This is a genomic window from Nocardioides zeae (genome assembly GCF_030818655.1).
GTDB classification, from domain to species: domain Bacteria; phylum Actinomycetota; class Actinomycetes; order Propionibacteriales; family Nocardioidaceae; genus Nocardioides; species Nocardioides zeae_A.
The window spans coordinates 3,209,623-3,231,564 of sequence record NZ_JAUTAN010000001.1 but is presented as its reverse complement, the minus strand read 5'-3'; the positions used below and the strand labels follow the sequence as shown (position 1 = coordinate 3,231,564).

Sequence of the window (21,942 nt, the reverse complement as noted above, 5' to 3'; positions counted from 1 at the left end):
CGAGATGTCCGTGATCGTCGCCGAGGCGGAGGTGCGCGCCGTACGCCGCGTGTCGTCGTCCTTCGTGCGCGTCGAGCTGGGCTGCGACGAGTTCGCCGAGCTGGGCCGCGAGACGCCCTGGCTCGACCAGCGGATCAAGTTCGTCTTCCCGCCGGCCGGCGGGACGCTGCCGCGCGTGGAGCCGGTGGACGGCGACTGGTACACGCCGTGGCTCGCGATCCCCGAGGACGAGCGCGGCTGCATGCGGACCTACACGGTGCGCGACGTCGTGGGGGAGGGCCCCGACACCCTGCTGGTCGTCGACATCGTGGTGCACGACCCCGGCGAGGGCGGTGCCTGCTCCGGGCCCGGCAACGACTGGGCGCGCGCCGCGCGGATCGGGGACCGCGTCATCGTGGTCGCCCCCCGACGCGGCCACGACTTCGGGGGCGTCGAGTGGCTCCCGGGCGACGCGACCGACTTGCTGGTCGTCGGTGACGAGACGGCGCTGCCGGCGATCTACGGCATCCTGCGCGACCTCCCGGCGGACGCCACCGGCACCGTCTTCGCGGAGGTCCCGCACCGCGACGACGTGCTCGACGACGTCGTCGGCCCCGCCGGGGTCGAGGTGGTGTGGCTGCCCCGCGAGGGCGCGCCGCGCGGCGAGGAGCTGCGGGCCCGCGTGCTCGCGCACCTCGACCGGACGGCCGGCGACCGCGCCGCCGCCGCGGCGGCCGCCTCGGCGGCTGCCCTCGTGGAGCCCGACCCCGAGGGCGACCTGCTGTGGGAGACGCCCGTCTTCTCCGGCCTCGGCGAGGAGGTCGCGACGACCGGGGGCGTCGACGGTCCCCACGCGGGCCTCTACGCCTGGATCGCCGGCGAGTCGAAGGTCGTCACCGGCCTACGCCGCGCCCTCGTCAAGGACCTCGGCGTCGACCGCGGCCAGGTGTCCTTCATGGGCTACTGGCGCGAGGGCGTCGCCATGAAGGCCTGACCTCAGCGCACCACCCACGCCGTCGAGCGGCTGGAGGGCCGCGAGGTCGGCTGCCCGATGTAGCTCGCCGTCACCGTCCGGGTGCCCGCCCGCGTCGCGGCCGGCAGGGCCAGCGTCCCGAGCCCCTTCACGAGCGGCACCTCGGCGACCCGGCGCCCGTCGACGAGCACCCGCACGCGGCCGGCGGCCGGGGTGCCGTCGGCACGCACCACCGAGAACCCGACGCGGTTGCCCTGCCCGACGCGGGTCGTGGCGCCGTCGAGCATCCGCACGTACGTCGTCGTCGCGAGCACCGCCGGCGGTCGCACGACCCAGGTGCGGGTGCGCTGCGACGGCGCGGAGGTGTCGTTGCCGAGGTACGTCGCGGTGACCGTCCGGTTGCCCGCGGTCCCGGCCGGCAGGGTGGTCGTGGCCGTGCCCCGCACCAGCGGCACGTCGCGGAGGGTGCGGCCGTCGATCGCGACCCGGACCGTGCCGCTCGGGCGGCCGAAGCCGGTCGTCGTCACCTGGATGCCCAGCGTGTTCGTCGCTCCCGCCGCGGTCGAGTCCGCGCCGAGACGCGTGGAGGTCGTCGTCGCGAAACGCTGGACGCTGGGGAGGGTCAGCGCCGACGGGTACTGCTCCGAGGCGTGGATCGTCAGCGGCGCGAGGGTGGCCGGGAGGTCCGGCACGGTCGGCAGGAGGTGGGGCACGTCGTACGCCTGCACCGCCACGCGGAGCCGGTGGCCCGCCGGCACCTGCGCGCCGGTCGGGAAGATCTCGACGTCGACGGGCACGACGGCGCTCCCCGCCGCGGGGGCCTTCGCCTCCCGGGTGAACGGGTGGTAGGGCTGGACGAGCTGCCCGTCGAGGTAGCGGCTGCGGCCCGTGTCGAGCGCCCGGTGGGCGATGGTCTGCCAGCCCCCGGTGATGCGGTGCACGGTGCCGTCGGGCGCCACCGAGGAGACCGCCACGGAGAGCAGGCCGTCACCGCTCGGGGTCGAGGTGTAGAGCCGCGCGTTGAGCGGGCCCTGGAAGCGGAGCGGCGCGGCGAGCGCGTCCGTCTCGTAGACGACGCCCGCGAGGTCGTTGGCGCGGTTGTCGCTCCAGCACGGGAGGTCTGCGAGGACGGCGGTGGGCAGGCCGGCGGTCCACTGGTCGGTCGAGCGCGTGCAGAGCCCCGCGACCGGGACGGGCGGGACCGTCGCCGTACCGGCGGTCGCCGCGCCCGTCGTCAGGCCGCCGTTGCGCACGCCGCCGGCCGTGGCCGGGCCCGAGAGCCGGAACGTGGTGGCGGTCAGGTTGTCGCCGATCCAGTCGTTCGCCTGGCGCCAGGTGTCGGCGTTCTGCTCGTAGTAGGTCATCGGGGCGATGTCGGTGTCGAGGCCCGGGTCGGGCACGCCCCGCACGTAGTGGTCGAACCAGCGCAGCTGCAGCTCCTCGAGCGTGCCGTAGCCGGCGTCGGCGACGTCCTCGCCCGACGAGCCCTCCAGGTGGTTCCACGGGCCGACGATCATCTTCGTCGGCACGCCGCGCGAGCGCAGGTTCTCGAACAGCAGCGGGGTGCCGCGCTGGAACAGGTCGTACTGACCGCCGACGAGGAAGGTCGGCACGTCCACGTCGTCGACGACCTCGATGGGGGAGCGCTCGCGGTAGAACGCGCCGTCGTAGGCCGGGTCCCCGCCCAGCACGGCCGCCAGCACGAGCGGCGCCGTGAAGGTGAGGGCGCCGCTGAGGTGCTGGAAGAGGGTGGTGAGGGCCGCGGCGGGATCGGTCGCGCCGTACGCCGGCGGCACGACCCCCGTCGTGGTGACCAGCCCCAGCCACAACGGGATGAACCCGATGTCGATCTGGCCGCCGGAGGCGACCACGTCGCGGTAGACGTCCGCGGCGGGCACCTGCGGGAAGAGCGCCTTGAGGCCGGGCGGCTTCTGCGCGGCGGCGAAGATCTGGTTGATGCCCATGTAGGACGGCCCGCGCATCGCGGCCGAGCCGTTGCTCCACGGACGCTCCGACGAGGTCGCCCACGCGATGATCTCGCCGGCGTCGGTGTTCTCCCGGGCGCTGAACGCCGCCCACGAGCCCTGCGAGGAGCCCGTGCCGCGGGCGTCGACCGTCAGCTGGGCGTAGCCGCGCTGCACGAGGTACTCCGGCCCGCCGCCCATCAGGTCGGTCGAGGCCGACGCGGTCTTGTTGTAGGCCGTGATGGTGACGACGACCGGGAAGCGGCCGGGCACCGCGACCCCGTCGGCGTCCCCGGGGAGCACGAGGTCGCCGCGCAGCACCGTGCCGTCGGACATCGGGATCTGCAGGTCGCGCTGCGTCACCGTGCCGGGGTAGTCGGCCGGGCGGGGCGTCCAACCGCTGGGGAGGGCGGGGGCGCTGGTGGTCGTGGTCGTGGTCGACACGCTCGCCGCCGGAGCCGGGCTCGGGACGAGCGCGGCCGCGGAGGCGACGAGGGCGAGCGTCGCGACGTACGAGGCGGCGCGGCGGGTGGTGCGACGGACGAGCAGCATGGGTCACTCCTGGAGGCGGTGTGACCTGGGTAACGACGCCGTCGGCACCGGGTTACCGGCGGGTTACCTGCGATGCTGGTCGGGTGCCCGACCCGAGCGACCGCCACCGGCCCGGGTCGCAGGGGTACCGACGGCTCAACCTCGCGATGGCCTGCGCCGGGCTCGCGGCGTTCGGGCTGCTCTACGCCACACAGCCGCTGCTGCCGGAGATCGCGGAGGAGTACGGCGCGACCGCCGCCCGCGCCAGCCTCACCGTGTCGGCCAGCACCGGGGCCCTCGCGCTCGCCGTCGTGCCGGTCACCGCCCTCGCCCTCCGCTGGGGCCGCGTGCGCACGATGCGGATCGGTCTCCTGCTCGCCGTCGCCCTCGCGCTGGCCTGCGCCGCCGCGCCCACGCTGGAGGTGCTCGTCGGGCTCCGCGGCCTCCTCGGCCTGGTGCTCGCCGCGATCGTGGGCGTCGCGATGGGCCACGTCGGCGCCGAGGTGCACCCGAGCGGCCTCGGGGCGGCGATGGGCCTGTACGTCGCCGGCAACTCCCTCGGCGGCGTCGGGGGCCGGCTGATCACCGCCGCGGCCGTCGACCTCGGCACCTGGCGGATCGCGCTGGCGCTGCTCGCCCTCGCGGCGCTCGCCGCGACCGCCGTCTTCTGGTGGCTGCTGCCCCCGGCGATCAACGAGTCGGTCGGTCCGCGGACGTCGCCCCGCGCCTTCCGGTCCCTCCTGCGCGACCCCGCGGTGCTGGCGCTGGTGGCGATCCCGTTCCTGCTCATGGGCGGGTTCGTCGCGGTCTACAACTACCTGACGTTCCGGCTCGTCGCGCCGCCCTTCTCGCTGCCCGTCGCCGTGGTCGGACTGGTGTTCCTGGCCTACCTCGCCGGTACGACGTCCTCCGCGCTCGCCGGTCGCGCCGCCGACCGGGTCGGCCGCTCGGCGGTGCTCGCCCTCGCCCTCGGCCTCATGCTCGCCGGCCTGCTGCTCACGCTGCCCGCCTGGCTCCCGACCGTCGTCATCGGGCTCGTCGTGCTCACCGCGGGCTTCTTCGCCGCCCACGCCGTCGCCAGCGGGTGGGCGCCCGCCGTGGCCGGCGCCCACGGCACACAGGCGAGCGCGCTCTACGTCTTCGGCTACTACGCGGGCTCGAGCATCTTCGGGGCGTGGATCGGCGTCGCCTGGAGCGGCTTCGGCTGGGCCGGCGTCGTCACGTGGGTCGCCGGGCTCGTCGGGCTCGCCATGGTCTGCGGGTGGGTCGTCGCGCGCCGTACGCGCTGAGGGTCGGCTGCTGCCTGGCTGGCCGGCCCGCCCCCGTGTAACGCGGTGTCCGGGCTACTTCACACGCGGTCGACCACCGCACAGGACGCACTAGCACCGCACAAGTAGGGGCGGGACCGCTTCGCATGACGTCCGCCCGGACGCGAGACCCCTGCGGACGTCATGCGTGTCGGTCGTCGGGGGCGCCGCTCCGCATGACGTTCGGGGTCCGGGTGGAGACGACGAACGGGGCGGGACCCGTGTGGGTCCCGCCCCGTGCGGTACGTCGCGGCTCCGGTCAGAGGTCGAACAGCGAGCCCGCGCCGTGGATGTCCGCATCCGTGCGCGGCGTGTGCGTCGCGCCGCTCGAGCGCGGCTTCTCCTGCGGTGCAGGGGTGGGCTCGGGCTCCGCGGCTGCCTCGGGCTCGGGCTCCGGCTCGGGCTCCGCGGCTGCCTCCGGCTCCGGCTCCGGCTCCGGCTCCGGCTCGGGCTCCGGCTCCGGGGCCGGTGCCTCGGCGGCCGCTGCCGGTGCGCTCGGCGCCGGGGCCGTGCCCGTCTCCGGGGCCTCGATGTCGAACAGCGAGCTCGTCGCCTGGATGTCGACGTCGGTGCGCGGGCTGCTGGTGGCACCCCCACCGCTCGCTGCCGGGGCAGCCGGGGCCGGCTCGGGCTCGGTCGTGACGTCGACCGGCGCCTCAGGCTCGGGCTGCACCGATGCCTCGGGCGCCTCGGGCGCCTCGGGCTCCGCCGCGACCGGCTCGGGCTCCGCCGCGCGGGCGGGGGTCGTGCCGGTCTCCGGGGCGGCGATGTCGAACAGCGATCCTGCGGCGCTGATGTCGACGTCCGTCCGCGGGGCGGAGGTCGCGCCCCCGCCGGCCGCCGGCGTCGCAGCCGCGGGCTTGGCCGGCTCCGCCTCGGCAACCGCCTCGGCAACCGGCTCAGCCTCGGCAGCCGGCTCCGGCTCCGCCGCCGGGGTGGGCGCTGCCGGGCGGGCGGGCGCCGTACCGGTCTCGGGGGCGGCGATGTCGAACAGCGAGCCGCCCGCGCTCAGGTCGACGTCGGTGCGCGGCGTGCTGGTGGACCCGCCACCCGACGCTGCCGGCTCCGCCTTCGCGGCGGGCTCGGCCTCGGCCGGCTCCGCCTTCGGGGCAGCCGGAGCCGACTCCTGCGCCGGGATGTCGAAGAGCGACCCGCCGGCGCCGAGGTCGACCGCCGGCTTGGCGGCGGGCTTCTCCGCAGCCGGCTCCGCGGCAGCGGGCTTCTTCTCGGCAGCGGGCTTCTTCTCGGCCGGCGTCGCAGGAGCGTCGCCGCCCAGGTCGAACAGCGACCCTCCGGCGCCGAGGTCGGCGGCGGGCTTGGCCGCGGGCTTCTCCTCGGGCTCGGCAGCCGGCTCCGCCTTCGCCGCGGGCCTCGCGGGCGTGTCGAACAGCGACGAGGCGTCGTCGTCGAAGAGCGAGCCGCCGGTGCCCTCCTTCTTCGGCTCCTCCTTCTTCGACTCGGGCGAGTCGAAGAGCGAGTCGCCGCCGGAGGCCTTGGCGAGGGGACCGACGTCCGCCGTCTCGGTGACGGTGGAGTCGGTGACGGTCACGTCACCCGGCTCGGGCTCGGCCTTGAGGGCCTCGTCCTTCTTCTTCGCCGCGGGCGCCGCCTTCCTCGCGGGGGCCGCCTGCGCGCCCTCGCCGGGGAGCAGCTTGGTCGCCTGCTCGCCCTTCACCGAGGCGAGCAGCATCTGGGCGACGTCGAGGACCTCGACCTCCTCGCGCGCCCGGCCGCCGGACTGCTCCGCGGTCAGGCCGTCGGAGATCATCACGCGGCAGAAGGGGCAGCCGACGGCGATCTGGTCGGCGCCGGTGCCCACCGCCTCCTGGGTGCGGTTGACGTTGATGCGCTCCCCGATGTTCTCCTCCATCCACATGCGGGCACCGCCGGCGCCGCAGCAGAAGGACCGCTCGGAGTTGCGCTCCATCTCCTTGACCTCGGCGCCCGGCATGATCTGGAGCAGCTCGCGCGGGGGCGTGTAGACCTGGTTGTGGCGACCCAGGTAGCAGGGGTCGTGGTAGGTGATCGTGCGCTGGTGGGCGCCCGCGCCGGTCGCGACCGGCGTCAGCTTGCCGTCCCGCACGAGGCGGTTGAGCAGCTGCGTGTGGTGGATGACCTCGAGCTCGATGCCGAACGACTTGTACTCGTTCTTCAGCGTGTTCATGCAGTGCGGGCAGGTGGAGACGACCTTCTTGGCCTTGAACTCCTTGAGCGTCTCCACGTTCTGCGCCGCGAGGCCCTGGAAGACGAACTCGTTGCCCGCGCGGCGCGCCGAGTCACCGGTGCAGGTCTCGCCGTTGCCCAGCACGCCGAAGCTGATGCCGGCCATGTTGAGCAGCTCCGCGGTGGCGCGGGTGGTCTTCTTCGCGCGGTCCTCGTACGCCCCGGCGCAGCCCACCCAGAACAGCCAGTCGACCTCGTCGAGCGACTCGATGGTCTCGCCGACGACGGGCACCTCGAAGTCGAGGCCCTTGGCCCAGTCGAGGCGGTCGTTGGGGGACATGCCCCACGGGTTGCCCTTGCTCTCGAGGCGCTTGAAGAGGCCGTTGAGCTCGGCGGGGAAGTTGGACTCGACGAGCACCTGGTAGCGGCGCATGTCGACGATGTGGTCCACGTGCTCGATGTCGACCGGGCACTGCTGGACGCACGCGCCGCAGGAGGTGCACGACCACAGCACGTCGGGGTCGATCACGGCGGCGCCGCTCTCGGGCATGTAGAACCAGTCGTCGCCCGTGTCGCCGACCAGCGGGCGCTCGGCCTCGCGCTGCAGCACCTCGTTGCCCTCGAGCAGGGCGACGGCCGCCTCGCTCTCCTCGCCGCCGGCGCGGGAGTACGGACCCTTCGCGTAGGCGTGGTCGCGCAGGCCCATGATGAGCAGCTTCGGCGACAGCGGCTTTTCGGTGTTCCAGGCCGGGCACTGGCTCTGGCAGCGACCGCACTCGGTGCAGGTGGTGAAGTCGAGGATGCCCTTCCAGGAGAAGTCCTCGATCTTGCCGACGCCGAGCGTGGAGTCCTCGTCGAGGTCGTCGATGTCATCGAGGGTGATCGGCTTGCCGTCCGAGGTCAGCGGCTTGAGGGCGCCGAGCGCCGTGCGGCCCGAGCCCTCGCGCTTGAACCAGATGTTCGGCCAGGCGGTGAACCGGTGCCACGCCACGCCCATGTTGAGGTTCGAGGAGATGACGATGAGCCAGACCATCGCGAGGAGGATCTTGATCATCGCGATGACGACGATGATGTTCTCCAGCGTGCCCTCGGAGCCCGCGCCGGTCGGGAACAGCGCCGTACCGACGTGGGAGCTCAGCGGGAAGTGGAAGGTGGAGAAGTCCTCGGGGTGGTCGCTGGCGATCTGGCCGAGGTTGTACTCCGCGCCGCGGATGAACAGGATCGCGGAGCCCTCGAGCAGCGCCATCGCCTCGACGAAGTAGGCCTGCCACTGGTTGGAGCCGTAGAACCGGCTGCGCCGGCCCTCGCGACGCGGGTGGTGGAGCTGGCGGTAGACGATGAGGAAGACGATGCCGATCGTGCCGAGCAGGCCGAGACCCTCGCTGGCCCACTCGAAGAGGAAGAAGTGACCGATGATCGGCAGCGCGAAGTCGGGCTTGAACAGCTGCACGTAGCCCGTCATGACCGCGGTCGACAGCAGGATGAACGCCGCGTAGACGAACCAGTGCATGATCCCGACCCAGTGCCACTGGAGCATCCGGGTGTGGAGGAACGTCTCCTTCACCATGGTGAGGGTGCGGCGGACCGGCTGGTCCGTGCGGCCGGAGGTCGGTTGCCCGACCTTCACGGTCGCGACGATCGAACGAACGGCCATCGTCGTCATCGTCACGGCCACGGCGGTGACCGCCAGCGACACGACGATGGCCACGATCTGGATAGCACTCATCAGCGAGAAGCTCCTCGTCACTACGTGCGCGCATCCCGGCCACATCCGGAGGCGCGCGTCGTCCGACCTTAGTGTCGGGGCGTTCGCTGCGTCACACCAGTCGGTGTGACACTTGTCTTACTGGCCGGTAACCGAGGCCAGGGCGACGTCGACGGTCGCGGGCGCGAAGATGTGGTCGGCCAGCAGGAGGGCCAGGCCGACGGACCCGGCCCGCACGTCGAGACGGCTCCGGTGGAGCTCCAGGCGGCGCGTCGCCAGCGGCAGCGAGCGCGAGTACACCATCTCCCGCAGCCCGGCGAAGATCTGCTCCTCGGCCTCCGCCAGCTGGCCTCCGACGACCACCACGCGGGGGTTGAGGATGTTGACGGTCTCGGCCAGCGCCGTACCGAGGACGCGGCCGGCCGTGCGCGCGAGGCCGACGGCCACGGGGTCGGCCGTGTGGATCCGCTCGACGACCTCGTCGACGGTGCTGAGGTCGCGGCCGGCGGCCGCGAGGTCGCGCAGCATGGCCCACCCGCCCGCGCGGGCCTCGACGCACCCGTGGTTGCCGCACCGGCAGAGCGGGCCCGCGTCGCCCTCGGCGCCGGCGGTCTGGGTGTGCCCGATGTCGCCCGCGGCGCCGTCGGCGCCGCGGTGGATGCGGCCGCCGGCGATGATGCCCGCGCCCACACCGGTGCCCAGCTTGAGCATGAGGAGGGTGTCGGCGTCGGGGTAGTGGGTGCGGTACTCGCCCCAGGCCATCGCCGTGGCGTCCTTCTCGAGCAGCAGCGGGCAGGCGTACGTGCGGGCGAACCGCCCGCGGATGTCGTAGCGGTCCCAGCCGGTCATGATCGGCGGGCTGACGACGGTGGCCTGCTCGTGGTCGACCGGGCCCGGCACCGACAGCGCGATGCCGCGCACGTCCTCCGGGCCGCGGCCCGCGGACTCCAGGAGCTCGGCGAAGAGGGGGTCGACGCGCGACAGGACCGCCTCGGGGCCCTCGGTGACGTCGCTGGTGAGGGGCAGGTCGCGCAGCACCCGTCCGCTGAGGTCGCAGATGGCGGCGCGCAGCGCGGTGGCGCCGATGTCGCAGACGAGGAGGACGCCCTGCTCCTCGTTGAAGGCGAAGGAGGCCGACGGGCGGCCGCGCCCGCGGCCCGGGACGACGTCGGGCTCCCGGGCGACGAGGAGCCCGGCGTCCTGGAGCAGGTCGATGCGCTGGTTCACCGTGGAGCGGGACAGGCCCGTGAGGGTCATGACCTCCGCGCGGGTGAGGGCGGGGCGCGCCCGGAAGAGGGCGAGCAGCTCCCCGGGGCCGACGATGCCCGCGCCGGGACTCAGGGCACCGTCCAGCGGCGTGCCCGGCAGCCCGGCAGACGTGGTCGACATGCCCGCACCCTATTAAACGAAGGCGGCAAACGGAAAGACCCCGATTAATGATTGACAGAAGTCATTAATGGCGGTTCGATGCTCCACGACCGCATGACGGCGGTCACAGGTTTTGCTCCGGCAGAGCTGCCGGAGCACCGATCGAAGGACTACCCGAATGCGTCGTGTCCCCTCTCGCCGCCTGGCTGCCGCCGCGGTCGCGGCCAGCCTCTGCCTCGTCGCCTCCGCGTGCAGCGACGACTCGTCCTCCTCGGGTGGCAGCGACGGCGACGTCGCCGCCGTCATCAAGGGCCTCGACAACCCGTTCTTCCAGCAGATGGAGGCGGGCATCGACGCGGGCGGCGAGGAGGGCGGCTTCTCCGTCGACGTGCAGGCGGCCGCCGACATCACCGACACCACCGGTCAGCTCGACAAGCTCAACGTCGTGGCGGGCCAGGACCCGGGCTGCGTGATCGTCAACCCGATCGACGGCACCAACCTCGTCCAGGGTCTCGCCCAGCTGGCGGCCAAGGACGTCCCGATCGTCAACATCGACAGCCCGGTCGACGCGGACGCCGCGGCGGAGGCGGACGCCACGCCCGCGACCTACATCGGCACCGACAACACCGAGGCCGGCCGCATGGGCGGCGAGCACATGCTGACGCTGCTCCCCGACGGCGGGAAGGTCGCGCTCGTCGGCGGCATCGCCGGCGACGTCACGAGCAACGCGCGCCTCGACGGGTTCACCGAGGCCGTCGGCGACGGCGTCGAGATCGTGCAGACGGTCTCCGCCAACTGGTCGCGCGACGAGGCCCTCACCCAGGCCACCACCCTGCTCCGCGCCAACGAGGACCTCGCCGGCTTCTTCGTCGCCAACGACGACATGGCGCTCGGCGTCGCCCGTGCCGTCTCCGACGTCGGCCGCACCGGCGAGGTCGAGATCATCAGCGTCGACGGCGTCGAGGACGGCCTCAACGGCGTCAAGGACGGCGGCATCTCGGCGGTCGTGGCGCAGTACCCCTACGCCATCGGCGAGATGGGCGTGAACGCCTGCCGCGCCGCCATGGACGGCCAGGACCTGCCCGAGAACGTGACCGCGCCCATCGCGCTCGTCACCGCCGACAACGTGGACCAGGCCCTCGACGCCGCCCCGGCGCCGTTCGAGGACTACGAGGACCCGTTCGCCGACCTCCTGAACTGACGGTCGGTCAGACGGTCCGTCACCCCCCGCACGACAGCACCCCGAGGAGCCACGATGTCCACCGCCGCCACCGGTACGCCGGCCGGTACCACCGCGCTCACGAAGGGCTCGACCCCCGAGCCCGGTGACGCGCCCGGACGAGGCCGGAACCCGGTCGTCGCCCGCCTGACCGACGTCGGCTTCTGGGCCGACTGGGCCGCCCTCGTCGGCCTCGTCGCCCTTGTCGTCGTCTTCACGGTCCTCGACCCGTCCTTCCTGAGCTCCGGCAACGTCACCGGCATGCTCTCGGCCTCCGCGGCGCTGGTGATCCTGGCCGTCGCGCAGACCTTCGTCGTCGCCACGGCGGGCATCGACCTGTCGATCGCCTCCGTGACGACGCTGGGCATCGTGGTCCTCGGGCAGCTGTACGTCGCGGAGCAGCCCCTGTGGGTCTGCTTCGTCGGCGCCGTGCTCGCCTCCCTGCTGGCCGGCCTGGTCAACGGCCTGCTGGTGGCGAAGGCGAAGATCACCGACTTCGTCGTCACCCTCGGCATGCTGTCGGCCGCCTCGGGCCTAGCGCTGGTGCTCTCCGACGGCCAGCCCGTCACGGTCACCGAGGGCTTCTTCTTCGACATCTCCCTCGACGGCCCGGTGGAGATGGTCAGCTGGATCGTCGTCATCGCCGTGGTCGTCGCGGTGCTCGCCCACGTCGTGCTCTACCACACGCGGTTCGGCACCCACGTGCTCGCGACGGGCGGATCGCCCGAGGCGGCGACGGCCACCGGCATCTCGACGGCGCGGGTCAAGGTGGCGGTCTACACGATCGCCGGTCTCCTCGCCGGCATCGCGGCCATCATCATCGTGGCCCGCCTCGGGTCGACGCCGCCGGCCGCGAACACGTCGTACCTGCTCAACTCGGTCGCCGCGGTGGTGCTCGGCGGGGTCAGCCTCTTCGGCGGCCGCGCGAGCATCCTCGGCCCGGTCTTCGGAGCGCTGCTCCTCACCGTGCTGCTCAACGGCCTCACGACGCTGGGCGTCTCGCAGTACTACCAGCCCCTGTCCGTCGGTGTCGTCGTCGTGGCGGCGGCCTTCCTGATGAGGTTCCAGAAGTGACGTCGCTCGAGAAGGACCCCGCCGGCGGGACCACCACCGCCACCCGCCCCATCCTCGAGGCCCGCGGCGTCTCGCTGTCGTTCGGCAGCGTGCGCGCGCTCCGCGACGTCGACGTGACCGTCGCGGCGGGCGAGATCACCGCGCTCGTCGGCGACAACGGCGCCGGCAAGTCGACCCTCGTGCGCTGCTTCTCCGGCGTGCACAAGCCGCAGGCGGGCGAGATCCTGCTCGACGGCGAGCCCGTCTCGTTCGGCACGCCCGAGGCGGCCCGCGCGGCCGGCATCGAGACGGTGCACCAGAACCTGGCGCTCGTCGAGGACCTCACCGTCTGGCAGAACCTCTTCCTCAACCGCGAGCTCACCCGCTTCGGGATGCTCGACCGGAAGCGGATGCGCACGGAGGCGCAGAAGATGGTCTCCGAGCTCGCCGTCAACGTCCCGGAGGTCACCGCCCGCGTCCGTCGCCTCTCCGGCGGCCAGCGCCAGGCGGTCTCGATCTGCCGCGCCGCCGGCTTCTCGTCGCGGCTCGTGATCATGGACGAGCCGACCGCCGCCCTCGGCGTGCAGGAGACCGCGCGCGTCGAGCAGCTGATCCTCAAGCTGCGCGACGAGGGCCACGCGGTGCTCCTCATCAGCCACAACTTCGACCAGGTCATGCGCCTGAGCCAGCAGGTCTGGGTCATGCGCGCCGGTCGCTGCGTCGCCGGTCGCCGCACCGACGCGACCACCGGGCAGGAGATCGTCGGCCTCATCACCGGCGCCATCCCGGGCTGACCCGCCCGGCCCGCCACCCGCACGCCCCCCGAACTCCCGCGCGCCGCGATCCGGCGCCGTACCGAAAGGTCCTCCCCATGAGCAACCCCCTCGGCGTCCACGCCCTCGTCTGGGTCGGCGGCACCTCGCCGGCCGACGTGGAGACGGCCGTGCGCCAGACCAAGGCCGCGGGCTACGACCTGCTCGAGCTCTCCCTGCACGACGCCGTGAACCTGGACGCGGCCGCCGCCCGTGCGGTGCTCGAGGCCGAGGGCCTCGGCATCGCCTGCTCGCGCGGTCTCGCGTTCGACGCCGACGTGTCCAGCGCGGACACGGAGGTCGTCGCCCGCGGCGAGAAGCTGCTGCAGGACTCGCTGCAGATCACCCACGCACTGGGCGGCACCCACTTCACGGGCGCGCTCTACTCGGCGCTGGGCAAGTACTCCGCCCCGCTGAGCACCGCGGGCCGCGCCAACGTCGTGCGGGTGCTGCGCGACCTCGCCGCGGAGGCCGCCGGCCTCGACATGACGCTCGGTCTCGAGATCTGCAACCGCTACGAGACCAACGTGATCAACACGGCCGCCGACGCGCTGCGCCTCGCCGACGACATCGGCGCCGACAACGTCACGATCCACCTCGACACCTACCACATGAACATCGAGGAGGACTCGCTCGACGCCCCGGTGCGGCTCGTCGGCGAGCGGCTCGGCTACGTCCACATCGGCGAGAACCACCGCGGCTACCTCGGGCAGGGCCACATCGACTTCGACGCGTTCTTCGCGGCGCTCGCGGAGATCGGCTACACCGGACCGATCACGTTCGAGTCGTTCTCCTCCGCGGTCGTCTCCCCGACGCTCTCCAACGACCTCGCCGTCTGGCGCAACCTGTGGGACGACGGCATGGACCTGGCGACGCACGCCCGCGAGTACATGGCGGCGCAGCTCGCCAAGCACGCGTGACCGAGCCCTCCACGGTCGGGCTCGCCGACCTGGTCGGCCGCCTGGTCGCCCGCGCGCACGACCTGCTGCGGCAGGCCGAGCTCGTGGGCGACCGGGCGGTGATCGGCGTCGTCGGCGCGCCGGGCGCGGGGAAGTCGACGCTCGTCGACGCGCTCCTCGCGGCCCTGGCCGCGGCGCCGCCCGCGGGTGCCGGCCCCGACTGGGTCGCCCACCTGCCCATGGACGGCTTCCACCTCGCCGACGCGCAGCTCGACCGCCTCGGCCGGCGGGACCGCAAGGGGGCTCCCGACACCTTCGACGCGCGGGGGTACGCCGCCGCGCTCCGCCGCGCGCGCACCGAGCAGGACCACACCGTGTTCGTGCCCGGGTTCGAGCGCGAGCTGGAGCAGCCGATCGCCGCGGCCCTCGCCGTACGGCCGGAGGCCCGCCTGGTGCTCACGGAGGGCAACTACCTGCTGCTCGGCGCCGACGGCGACGCGGACCACCTCGCGCAGGGCTGGGGCGAGGTGCGGGCCCTGCTCGACGAGACCTGGTACGTCGAGGTCCCCGACACCCTGCGCCACGAGCGCCTCGTCGCCCGGCACGTCCGGTTCGGCAAGACGCCCGCGGCGGCCGCCGCCTGGGTCGACGAGGTCGACGAGCCCAACGCGCGGCTCGTGGCCGCGGGCCGGGAGCGGGCGGACCTGGTGGTGCCCCTCCCGTAGACCGGTTCCGTAGGGTCGTCCCATGGCCGCGCGACGCTTTCCCGCCCCGCTCCGTCCCTACCTCGACCCGGTGGTCGCCTCCGTGCGCACCGTCGCCGGGCGGGTCGCGAACCGGGGGGAGACCGAGCGCCTGCTGCTCGAGCTCGACCTCACCCGCGGCCTCCTGGAGGCACCGCCCACGTCGCCCCTCGCCGCCTTCCGCGCGCTGCAGACCCCCACGCTGCGGGGCGTCGTCACCGCGCTGGAGAAGGCCGCGGAGGACGACGAGGTCGTCGGCGTGGTGGCCCACGTCGGCGGCTCGCTCGGCCTGACCGCCACCGCGGAGATCCGTGCGGCCGTGGCCACCTTCCGGGCGGCGGGCAAGCGGGCGGTCGCCTGGTCGGAGACCTACGGCGAGATGGGGGGCGGCAACGCGGCGTACCACCTCGCCAGCGCCTTCGAGGAGGTCTGGGTGCAGCCCACCGGCCAGGTCGGGCTCGTCGGCGCCCACGCCGAGGTGACCTTCCTGCGGGGCACCCTCGACAAGCTGGGGGTGGAGACGCAGCTGGGGCAGCGGCACGAGTACAAGTCGGCCGCGAACACCTACCTCGAGCGCAGCATGACCGAGCCGCACCGCGAGATGATGACGCGGATCGTCGACTCGATCACCGACACGCTGGTCGCCGACGTGGCCGCCGGCCGGGGGCTGGAGCCCGCCGCGGTGCGCGCCGCCCTCGAGGTCGGGCCGCTGTCGCCCGACGACGCCGTCGCGCGGGGCCTCGTGGACCGGATCGGCTACCGCGAGGACGTCTACGCGGCGCTGCGGTCGGAGCTGGCGGTCGGCGGGGAGCCGACGCTGCGCTACGTCGAGCGCTACGCCAAGCCCGGCGGCCCGCTCGCCGGCCTCAAGGACCAGCTGCCCGGCCCGCGCGGCAAGGGCGTCGTCGCCGTCGTCGGCGCGCACGGCCCGATCCACCTCGGCCGCAACGGCGGGCCGAACCCGTTGGGCGGCCCGAGCATCGGCTCCGACTCGCTCGCCTCGGCGCTGCGCACCGCCGGCAACGACCCGTCGGTCCGCGCGATCGTGCTCCGGATCGACAGCCCGGGCGGTTCCGCGGTGGCCTCCGACGCGGTACGCCGCGCGGTCCAGCAGGTGCGCGCCGACGGCACGCCCGTGGTCGCCTCCATGGGAGCGGTCGCCGGGTCGGGCGGCTACTTCATCGCGATGCCGTGCGACGAGATCGTCGCCGGGGCGGCGACCCTCACGGGCTCCATCGGCGTGCTCGGCGGGAAGCAGGTGCTGCGCGAGACGCTCGGCCGCATCGGCGTGGACCGCGAGACCGTCCGCGCCGGCCGGTTCAGCGACATGTTCTCCTCCGACCGGCCGTTCGACGAGGAGGAGTGGGCCCGCGTCGAGGGCTGGCTCGACGCCATCTACGCCGACTTCACCGCCAAGGCCGCCGCCGACCGCGGGATGCCCCTCGCCGAGCTCGAGCCGCTCGCCCGGGGCCGGGTCTGGACCGGCGCCGACGCCGCCGAGCGCGGTCTCGTCGACCACCTCGGCGGCCTCAGCCTGGCCGTGGACCGGGCGGTCGCGATCGCGGGGACGAGCCGGGGCGACGTCGACGTCCGCGCCTGGCCGAAGCCGAACCCGCTCGCCGCGTTCAACCCGCCCGAGAACAGCGAGGCCCCGGCCGCGGCGCTCCTGCCCGGCGAGGGCGTGGGCGTCGTCGACCGGGTGCTCCGGCTGCTGGTCGAGCAGGCGGGGCTGCCGGCGTACGGCGCGCTGACCATGCCGGGCCGGATCGTCGTGCGCTGAGGCCGCGGCCCGGCCCGTCGGGGGAAAGAAAACGCGGACCCGAAGGCCACCTGGATCGATCCAGGGGCACCTCGGGTCCGCGTTTTCTTCCCCGGTCCGCGTTTTCCTCGGCCCGGGGGGCAGCCGGATCAGCCGTACGTCAGCCCGTAGTAGGACAGCGCGTCGGTGACGGGCTGCACGAGCGAGGACTTCCCGCTCTCGAACCCGCCGTTGTAGGTGCAGCGCTGCGTGCTCGGCCCGCCGGAGGTGAGGCCGACGGCGTACCCGCCCGTCGTGTAGGCGCCGCCCGAGTCGCCGCCCTGGGTGCAGACCGTCGTGGTCATGAGCCCGCTGACCTGCGCCACCTGGCGACCCTGGGCGTCGGTGTAGTTGACCGACGTGTTGTAGCCGGTGATCCGGCCGCAGGTGATGCCGGTCGTGGAGCCCGACTTGCACAGCTCGGTGCCGACCGCGGGACGCGACGCGCCCAGCGGGGCGTCGAGGTTGTAGCCCGAGGTGCCGTAGGGGTTCACCCGCGTGACCACGGTGTCGTCGGCGTCGATCCGCAGGGCCCCGATGTCGCGGTCCGGGGTGCCGTCGTAGCTCGTGAAGGCCGAGCCCGCCGACGTACCGATCCGCTCGCCGGCCGAGGTGAAGGTGCCGCCGCCCTCGTTGCAGTGGCCGGCCCAGATCATGTAGCGCGCCCCGGCCCGGTCGCGCGCCGGGAAGCCGGCGGAGCAGCGGCCGCCGTTGGGCGCGTAGACGGCGTCGCCGCCGCGGACGGTGGCGGCGTTGGTGGAGTACGCCGGCGTGTCGACCGCGGCGACGGCCGCATCGTGCTCGGCGAGGAACTCCGCGGCCTCCGTCGACAGGTCGCCCGCGGTGCCGACGACCAGCCGGTCGGCGGCGACGTCGACCTGCACCGTCGCGACGCCGGTCGGGTCGAGGCTGGCGAGCTCGTCGGCCAGCGCCTCGAGCTCGGCCTCGCCGAACCGGGCGGGAGCGACCGTGGCGCCCGCCGCGGTGGCGGCGCGGGCGTCCGGCGTGCCGGGGGTCGCCCGCACGACGAGGCGGCCGTCGTCGGCGAGGAAGGCGCCGTCGAAGTCGTGCCCGGCCCGCTGCAGCGCGGCGAGGGTCGTGTTGGAGGCGGCCTGGCGCTCGAGACGCTGCTCCTGCGCCGCGACCGACCGGCCGCTGGTGGCGGCCATCAGGGCGACGACCTCCGCGTCGTACGTGGGGTCCGCCATGGCGGTCGCCCCGGCGGGGACGTCCCCGTCGGAACCGGTTCCGGTGCTGCCGGACACCAGTGGCACCACCTCCGCGGGTGCGGCGCCGGCCGGGGTCATGACGGCGCCCATCGCGGCGATGACGAGCAGCGTGCCCGCTGCTCCTGCCCGAGATCTCATCGTGGGTCCTCCCTGCTGCGTCGTCGGATCTCGACGACGGGGGGATGAACGTAAGGTCTCGCGGGACCCGACGGGGGGCCGTGCGTGCCCCAGGTTCGTGCATTGCAGAAAGATGGTGCGGGCTCAGGACTCCCGCACCTGCTGCGTCGCCGCCACGCGCCCGTCGGGGCCGAACGTGACCCGCACGCGGTCGAGGCCGCGGACGGGCTCGGTGCAGTAGACGAAGGTGCGGCCGGGCCGCAGGTAGGGCTGCCCGGCTCCCTCCAGCACCTGCTGGGTCGACGCGCCGCGGTGCGCGACGTTGAGCAGCTCCGGCACGCTGAGGCGCAGCTCCGGGTTGCGGCAGGAGTCGGGCGCGATCCCGGTCGCCCGCTCCCAGGTCTGCAGGTAGGCCTCCGGTCCGCGGGCCAGGTCCTCGAGCAGCGCGGCCGCCTGGTCGGGTCCGGCGTCGGCGGTTGCGATGAGGCGCAGGTCCTCGATCCAGTCGGGGTAGAGACCGTAGTGCGCGACGCCGTCGACGTTGAGGTCGTAGACCCGCTCGCCCGAGACCTGACGGTCGACGACGGTGCCGCCGAAGCCGGCGAAGGGATAGGTCACGGGGTTGTCGACGTCCGCGCCGCGGGGGTTGCCCTGGGCGCCGAGGCCGTTGATGTCCGCGCCGTACCCGAAGCCGAAGTAGTAGCGCGGGTCCGCCCAGGCGAGGTGCCGCTGCCACTTCTCGTAGAACCCGACGGAGTCGCCGGCGTACGGCGCGACGAAGCCCCCGAGGGCGTAGATGCGCGGGTAGGCGTCGGGCGTCGACCAGGAGTGGCTGGACAGCACGCCCGGGTAGCTGCGCGCCTCGAGCCGGTCGAGCAGCGCGGACCGCCCCGCGACGGACATGTGGTCGGGGTCGATGAGCATGCCGCGGTCGGCCATGGCGTCGACGAGGTGCGCGCCGAGGTCGGTGAGCCCGCGCCGGTTGCAGTGCAGCGGGCTGGGATAGATCGGCAGGGCCGGGAGGCTGAGCAGGCCGCTCGCCTCGACCACGGCACCGAAGATCGCGTCCTGCTGCGGCCCGTCCGCCTGGGGCGGCAGCGCCGTCGACTGGGTGCGGTCCGCGGACTCGCCGTCGGCGGGCTCGCAGTGCTCCATGTTCCAGAAGGTGCCGGTCTCGAGGAAGTTGCCGAGGTTGACCGCGACGCCGATGGCCCCGGCGTCGCCGGCGACGCCGGAGAGCGCGTTGTCGAACTTGTTGACGATCTCCATCTGGCGGACGCCCAGGTCGTACATCTCGTCGAGCTGCGCGTCGATCGCCGCGGTGTCGCAGTGGGGCACGTCGAGGGTCATCGAGCAGCCGAACGGCACCGAGGTCTCGATGCCCATCACGACGGCGAGGCGTCCGCCGTTGATGACGGCGCGGGCCTCGGCCGGGGTGCGGACGATGCGGTACCAGCCGCGCCCGGGACCGCCGTGCTGGGCATCGACGTAGCGCTCGAACTCGACCATCCGCTGGGCCTGGCGGCGGATCGTGTCCATGTCGTCGCAGTTGTAGCCGGGCTTGCGGATCGGGTAGATCTCGCACAGCTGGCCGTTCTCCACCAGCAGGTTGACGAGCACGCGCTGGCCGCCGCGCCAGTTGCGCTCCATCCACGTCATGTAGGTGCCGCCGTGCGTGAGCGAGTCCGGCGCCGGGAAGTCGCGGTAGGTCGGCCAACCGGTCGTGTCGTGGGAGGGCCGGCCGCTCAGCACCGTCTCGAGCGGCGTCGCGAGGCCGAGGGTCGCCTCGTGGTCGGGGCAGTCGCGGGTCGCGTGCTCGATCCCGTAGCGGTGCCACGGCCGCCCGCAGTGCGCCGCGCCGCCCAGGAACTCGAACGCCATCCCGTGGGTGTGGGCGTCGATGTAGCCCCGCACCTCCTGGTACGGCGTCACCCCGGCCAGCGGGTCGCCGTCGATGTTCACCTCCGCCTCCGGGTACGTCGCGCACCCGGTCGCCGTCCGCAGCGCGAAGCGCGTGCCGGGCTCGGTCAGGGCGGCGCCGGTCGGGGTGACGGCCAGCCGCAGGTCGAGGGCGAGGTTGGCGAAGGTGAACCGTCCGTCGTCGCCGCGCTCGGCCACCCACTCGGCCTGCTGCGACGGCGCCTCGGCGATGCGCACGCCGCCGTTCGACGCGGCGGCGGTGAAGCGCTCGTCGAGCGTGTAGAGGAGGTAGACGCCCAGGTCGGTGGCCTGGAACCGGAACGGTGTCGCGTCGCTCGCCCGCGTCGTGCCGGCGGAGACCCCGGTGCCGCGGGAGGTCCCCGTGACGACGTACCGGCCGTCCGGCGCCTGGAGGGTGTAGCAGCCGCGGGCCATCGCCCACACGTCCTCCGGCACGGGCAGGCGGGGACGCTCGAGGTCGACGGTGGTGGTCGCGGGCTCGGGTGCCGCGCGGCCCGCCTCGACCCCCGCGCGGTTGGCGGCGGCCCGCGCCGGTGTCGTCGGGTCGGTGGCGGCCTCCCCGCTCCGGGAGAGGTCGTTCCGCGTCGTGGGGTCGGCGTGGTCGTGGGACGTGCCGTCCGCGTGGGTGTGGACGCCGTCGACGTCGGTGGTGCCGAGCCCCGCGGCGTACGCCTCCGACTGGTCGGCCAGGTCGTGGATCGCGCCGCCGGTGCGGTCCGGTGGCACGGCAGTGGTGTCCCGGGCCCCCGCCCCACCCCCGAGGAGGCGGGGGCCGTCGAGCAGCGCCGCCGCGGTCACGACCGCGGTGACGAGGGCGAGGAGGACGTGCAGCCGGGCGCGGCTCCGGTCCGTCGGGGCAGGGCGCACGGGTGACCTCCTGGATCGCTTGTCGGGTGCAACGATCGAGGGTGAGCCGGGTCACTCGTGACCTCGCCGTCGTGTAACGCGGTGTCCGGGCTACTGAGGAGGTGGTCGACCACCGGCATGGACGCACCAACACCGCACCAGTTGCGATCGCCGAGCCGGTGGGGGTACGCGGAACGTTCCGTCGTGGGGGAGGTGACCTTGCGACGAGGGGTCCGGTACGGCGAGGGTGGAGCCGCGAGGGCCGACGCACTCGGGCGTCGGGCCGCGACGTTCTCGGGAGGACCCGTCATGCACGACCGCCCCACCCATCCACCGCTCCGCCGCCTCGCCGGTGTGCTCGTCGCGCTCGCCGCGGCGCTCGGCCTGTCGCTCGTGGCGACGGCGTCACCCGCCCAGGCCGCCTGGCCCGTGCTGCAGCAGGGCTCCAGCGGACCCGACGTGGCCGCGGTGCAGCACCTGCTCACCGCCCGCGGGCACGCGACCGACGCCGACGGCGCCTTCGGCCCGGGCACCGCGAGCTCGGTCCGCGCGTTCCAGGGCAGCGCCGGCCTCGCCGCGGACGGCATCGTCGGCGCCCAGACCTGGGGCGCACTCGTCGTCACCGTGCGCGAGGGCGACAACGGCTCCGCGGTGTCGGCCGCGCAGACCCTGCTCAACAAGCACGGCGCCGGCATCGCCGTCGACGGCGCGTTCGGACCCGGCACCGCCGGAGCCGTGCGCAGCTTCCAGTCCGCCCGCGGCCTCGCGGTCGACGGCATCGTCGGCCCCGCCACCTGGGAGACGCTCGCCGGCTCGGGCGGCGGTGGCGGCACCGCCGGCTGGTCGCCGCTCATCCCGCGCGAGACGGTCGGGCGCGGCTACTACGACGACCCCCACCACACCTACCCGGCGCTCGACCTGCCGACGCCGACGGGCACCCCGGCGTACGCCGTCACCGGCGGCACCGCCACGGCCACCTACAACGACCGCTGCGGCAACGGCGTGAGCCTGTCGGCCGGTGGGGCGACCTACCTCTACTGCCACTTCTCCAGCCACGCCTTCTCCGGCACCCGCACCGTCAACGCCGGCGACCTGCTCGGCCACACGGGCAACACCGGCAACTCGACCGGCCCCCACCTGCACTTCCAGGTGACCGTCGGCGGCTCCCTGCGCTGCCCGCAGACGCTGGCGCTGGCGTTGTACGACGGCGTCGCGCCCCCCGACCCGGCCTCGCTGCCGACGTCGGGCTGCGTGGGCTGACCTCCCCCTCGACACCGCCGCCGGCCGGGCCCTGA

General features: G+C 74.0%; 14 protein-coding genes. 9 read left to right on the top strand and 5 right to left on the bottom strand.

Features of this window, described 5'->3' with window-relative positions; genetic code table 11:
* Positions 1-4: 4 nt before the first annotated feature.
* Entirely contained in the window at positions 5-973 is a 969-nt protein-coding gene (locus tag QE405_RS15320; protein WP_307205895.1) for a siderophore-interacting protein, read from the top strand.
* 2 nt (positions 974-975) lie between these two features.
* On the opposite strand, the gene QE405_RS15315 is transcribed toward QE405_RS15320, so the two are convergent.
* Entirely contained in the window at positions 976-3,468 is a 2,493-nt protein-coding gene (locus QE405_RS15315) for a CocE/NonD family hydrolase (RefSeq protein ID WP_307202279.1), read from the bottom strand.
* An 83-nt stretch (positions 3,469-3,551) separates the two neighbouring features.
* Between QE405_RS15315 and QE405_RS15310 the strand changes: the two genes are divergently transcribed.
* Complete coding sequence (locus QE405_RS15310) at positions 3,552-4,736, top strand: MFS transporter (RefSeq protein ID WP_307202277.1); 1,185 nt, start codon at positions 3,552-3,554, stop codon at positions 4,734-4,736.
* A gap of 277 nt (positions 4,737-5,013) precedes the next feature.
* Here the strand turns inward: QE405_RS15310 and QE405_RS15305 are convergent, their stop codons facing one another.
* Both QE405_RS15305 and QE405_RS15300 read right to left on the bottom strand, forming a co-directional pair.
* Positions 5,014-8,643 (bottom strand): (Fe-S)-binding protein, encoded by a 3,630-nt coding sequence (locus tag QE405_RS15305; RefSeq protein ID WP_307202275.1) that lies wholly within the window; start codon positions 8,641-8,643, stop codon positions 5,014-5,016.
* Between the two features lie 117 nt (positions 8,644-8,760).
* Entirely contained in the window at positions 8,761-10,011 is a 1,251-nt protein-coding gene (locus QE405_RS15300; RefSeq protein WP_307202273.1) for an ROK family transcriptional regulator, read from the bottom strand.
* A 157-nt stretch (positions 10,012-10,168) separates the two neighbouring features.
* On the opposite strand from QE405_RS15300, the gene QE405_RS15295 reads away from it, so the two are divergent.
* The 6 genes from QE405_RS15295 (at position 10,169) to sppA (ending at position 16,496) form a co-directional block, all read left to right on the top strand.
* Positions 10,169-11,191 carry a substrate-binding domain-containing protein gene (locus tag QE405_RS15295; RefSeq protein ID WP_307202271.1) on the top strand — a complete coding sequence of 341 codons (1,023 nt, stop codon included), beginning with the start codon at positions 10,169-10,171 and terminating at the stop codon, positions 11,189-11,191.
* A 54-nt stretch (positions 11,192-11,245) separates the two neighbouring features.
* On the top strand, positions 11,246-12,283 hold the full coding sequence (locus tag QE405_RS15290) for an ABC transporter permease (protein ID WP_307202269.1): 1,038 nt from the start codon (positions 11,246-11,248) through the stop codon (positions 12,281-12,283).
* A complete protein-coding gene (locus QE405_RS15285; RefSeq protein ID WP_307202267.1) occupies positions 12,280-13,056 on the top strand; it encodes an ATP-binding cassette domain-containing protein in 777 nt (258 codons plus the stop codon). The genes QE405_RS15290 and QE405_RS15285 overlap by 4 nt, the downstream gene beginning before the upstream one ends.
* A 77-nt stretch (positions 13,057-13,133) precedes the next feature.
* The gene (locus QE405_RS15280) at positions 13,134-13,994 is read left to right on the top strand and encodes a sugar phosphate isomerase/epimerase family protein (protein ID WP_307202265.1); all 861 of its coding nucleotides are present in this window, start codon (positions 13,134-13,136) and stop codon (positions 13,992-13,994) included.
* The gene (locus QE405_RS15275) at positions 13,991-14,698 is read left to right on the top strand and encodes a nucleoside/nucleotide kinase family protein (protein ID WP_307202263.1); all 708 of its coding nucleotides are present in this window, start codon (positions 13,991-13,993) and stop codon (positions 14,696-14,698) included. Before QE405_RS15280 ends, QE405_RS15275 begins: the two co-directional genes overlap by 4 nt.
* A 22-nt stretch (positions 14,699-14,720) precedes the next feature.
* Positions 14,721-16,496, top strand: coding sequence for a signal peptide peptidase SppA (gene sppA, locus QE405_RS15270; protein ID WP_307202261.1), 1,776 nt, complete (start codon positions 14,721-14,723; stop codon positions 16,494-16,496).
* Between the two features lie 128 nt (positions 16,497-16,624).
* Here the strand turns inward: sppA and QE405_RS15265 are convergent, their stop codons facing one another.
* Both QE405_RS15265 and QE405_RS15260 read right to left on the bottom strand, forming a co-directional pair.
* A complete protein-coding gene (locus tag QE405_RS15265) occupies positions 16,625-17,881 on the bottom strand; it encodes a S1 family peptidase (protein WP_307202259.1) in 1,257 nt (418 codons plus the stop codon).
* Positions 17,882-18,004: 123 nt separating this feature from the next.
* A complete protein-coding gene (locus QE405_RS15260; protein ID WP_307202258.1) occupies positions 18,005-20,668 on the bottom strand; it encodes a hypothetical protein in 2,664 nt (887 codons plus the stop codon).
* 288 nt (positions 20,669-20,956) lie between these two features.
* On the opposite strand from QE405_RS15260, the gene QE405_RS15255 reads away from it, so the two are divergent.
* The gene (locus QE405_RS15255; RefSeq protein WP_307202256.1) at positions 20,957-21,907 is read left to right on the top strand and encodes a peptidoglycan-binding protein; all 951 of its coding nucleotides are present in this window, start codon (positions 20,957-20,959) and stop codon (positions 21,905-21,907) included.
* Positions 21,908-21,942 lie beyond the last annotated feature (35 nt).

Excerpts from the sequence above, each read along its gene's own strand:
- QE405_RS15315 (WP_307202279.1), bottom strand. The coding sequence starts at position 3,468 with ATGCTGCTCGTCCGTCGCACCACCCGCCGCGCCGCCTCGTACGTCGCG.
- QE405_RS15290 (WP_307202269.1), top strand. The coding sequence starts at position 11,246 with ATGTCCACCGCCGCCACCGGTACGCCGGCCGGTACCACCGCGCTCACG.
- QE405_RS15295 (WP_307202271.1), top strand. The coding sequence starts at position 10,169 with ATGCGTCGTGTCCCCTCTCGCCGCCTGGCTGCCGCCGCGGTCGCGGCC.
- QE405_RS15280 (WP_307202265.1), top strand. The coding sequence starts at position 13,134 with ATGAGCAACCCCCTCGGCGTCCACGCCCTCGTCTGGGTCGGCGGCACC.
- QE405_RS15265 (WP_307202259.1), bottom strand. The coding sequence starts at position 17,881 with ATGAGATCTCGGGCAGGAGCAGCGGGCACGCTGCTCGTCATCGCCGCG.
- QE405_RS15320 (WP_307205895.1), top strand. The coding sequence starts at position 5 with ATGTCCGTGATCGTCGCCGAGGCGGAGGTGCGCGCCGTACGCCGCGTG.
- QE405_RS15300 (WP_307202273.1), bottom strand. The coding sequence starts at position 10,011 with ATGTCGACCACGTCTGCCGGGCTGCCGGGCACGCCGCTGGACGGTGCC.
- sppA (WP_307202261.1), top strand. The coding sequence starts at position 14,721 with ATGGCCGCGCGACGCTTTCCCGCCCCGCTCCGTCCCTACCTCGACCCG.
- QE405_RS15255 (WP_307202256.1), top strand. The coding sequence starts at position 20,957 with ATGCACGACCGCCCCACCCATCCACCGCTCCGCCGCCTCGCCGGTGTG.
- QE405_RS15305 (WP_307202275.1), bottom strand. The coding sequence starts at position 8,643 with ATGAGTGCTATCCAGATCGTGGCCATCGTCGTGTCGCTGGCGGTCACC.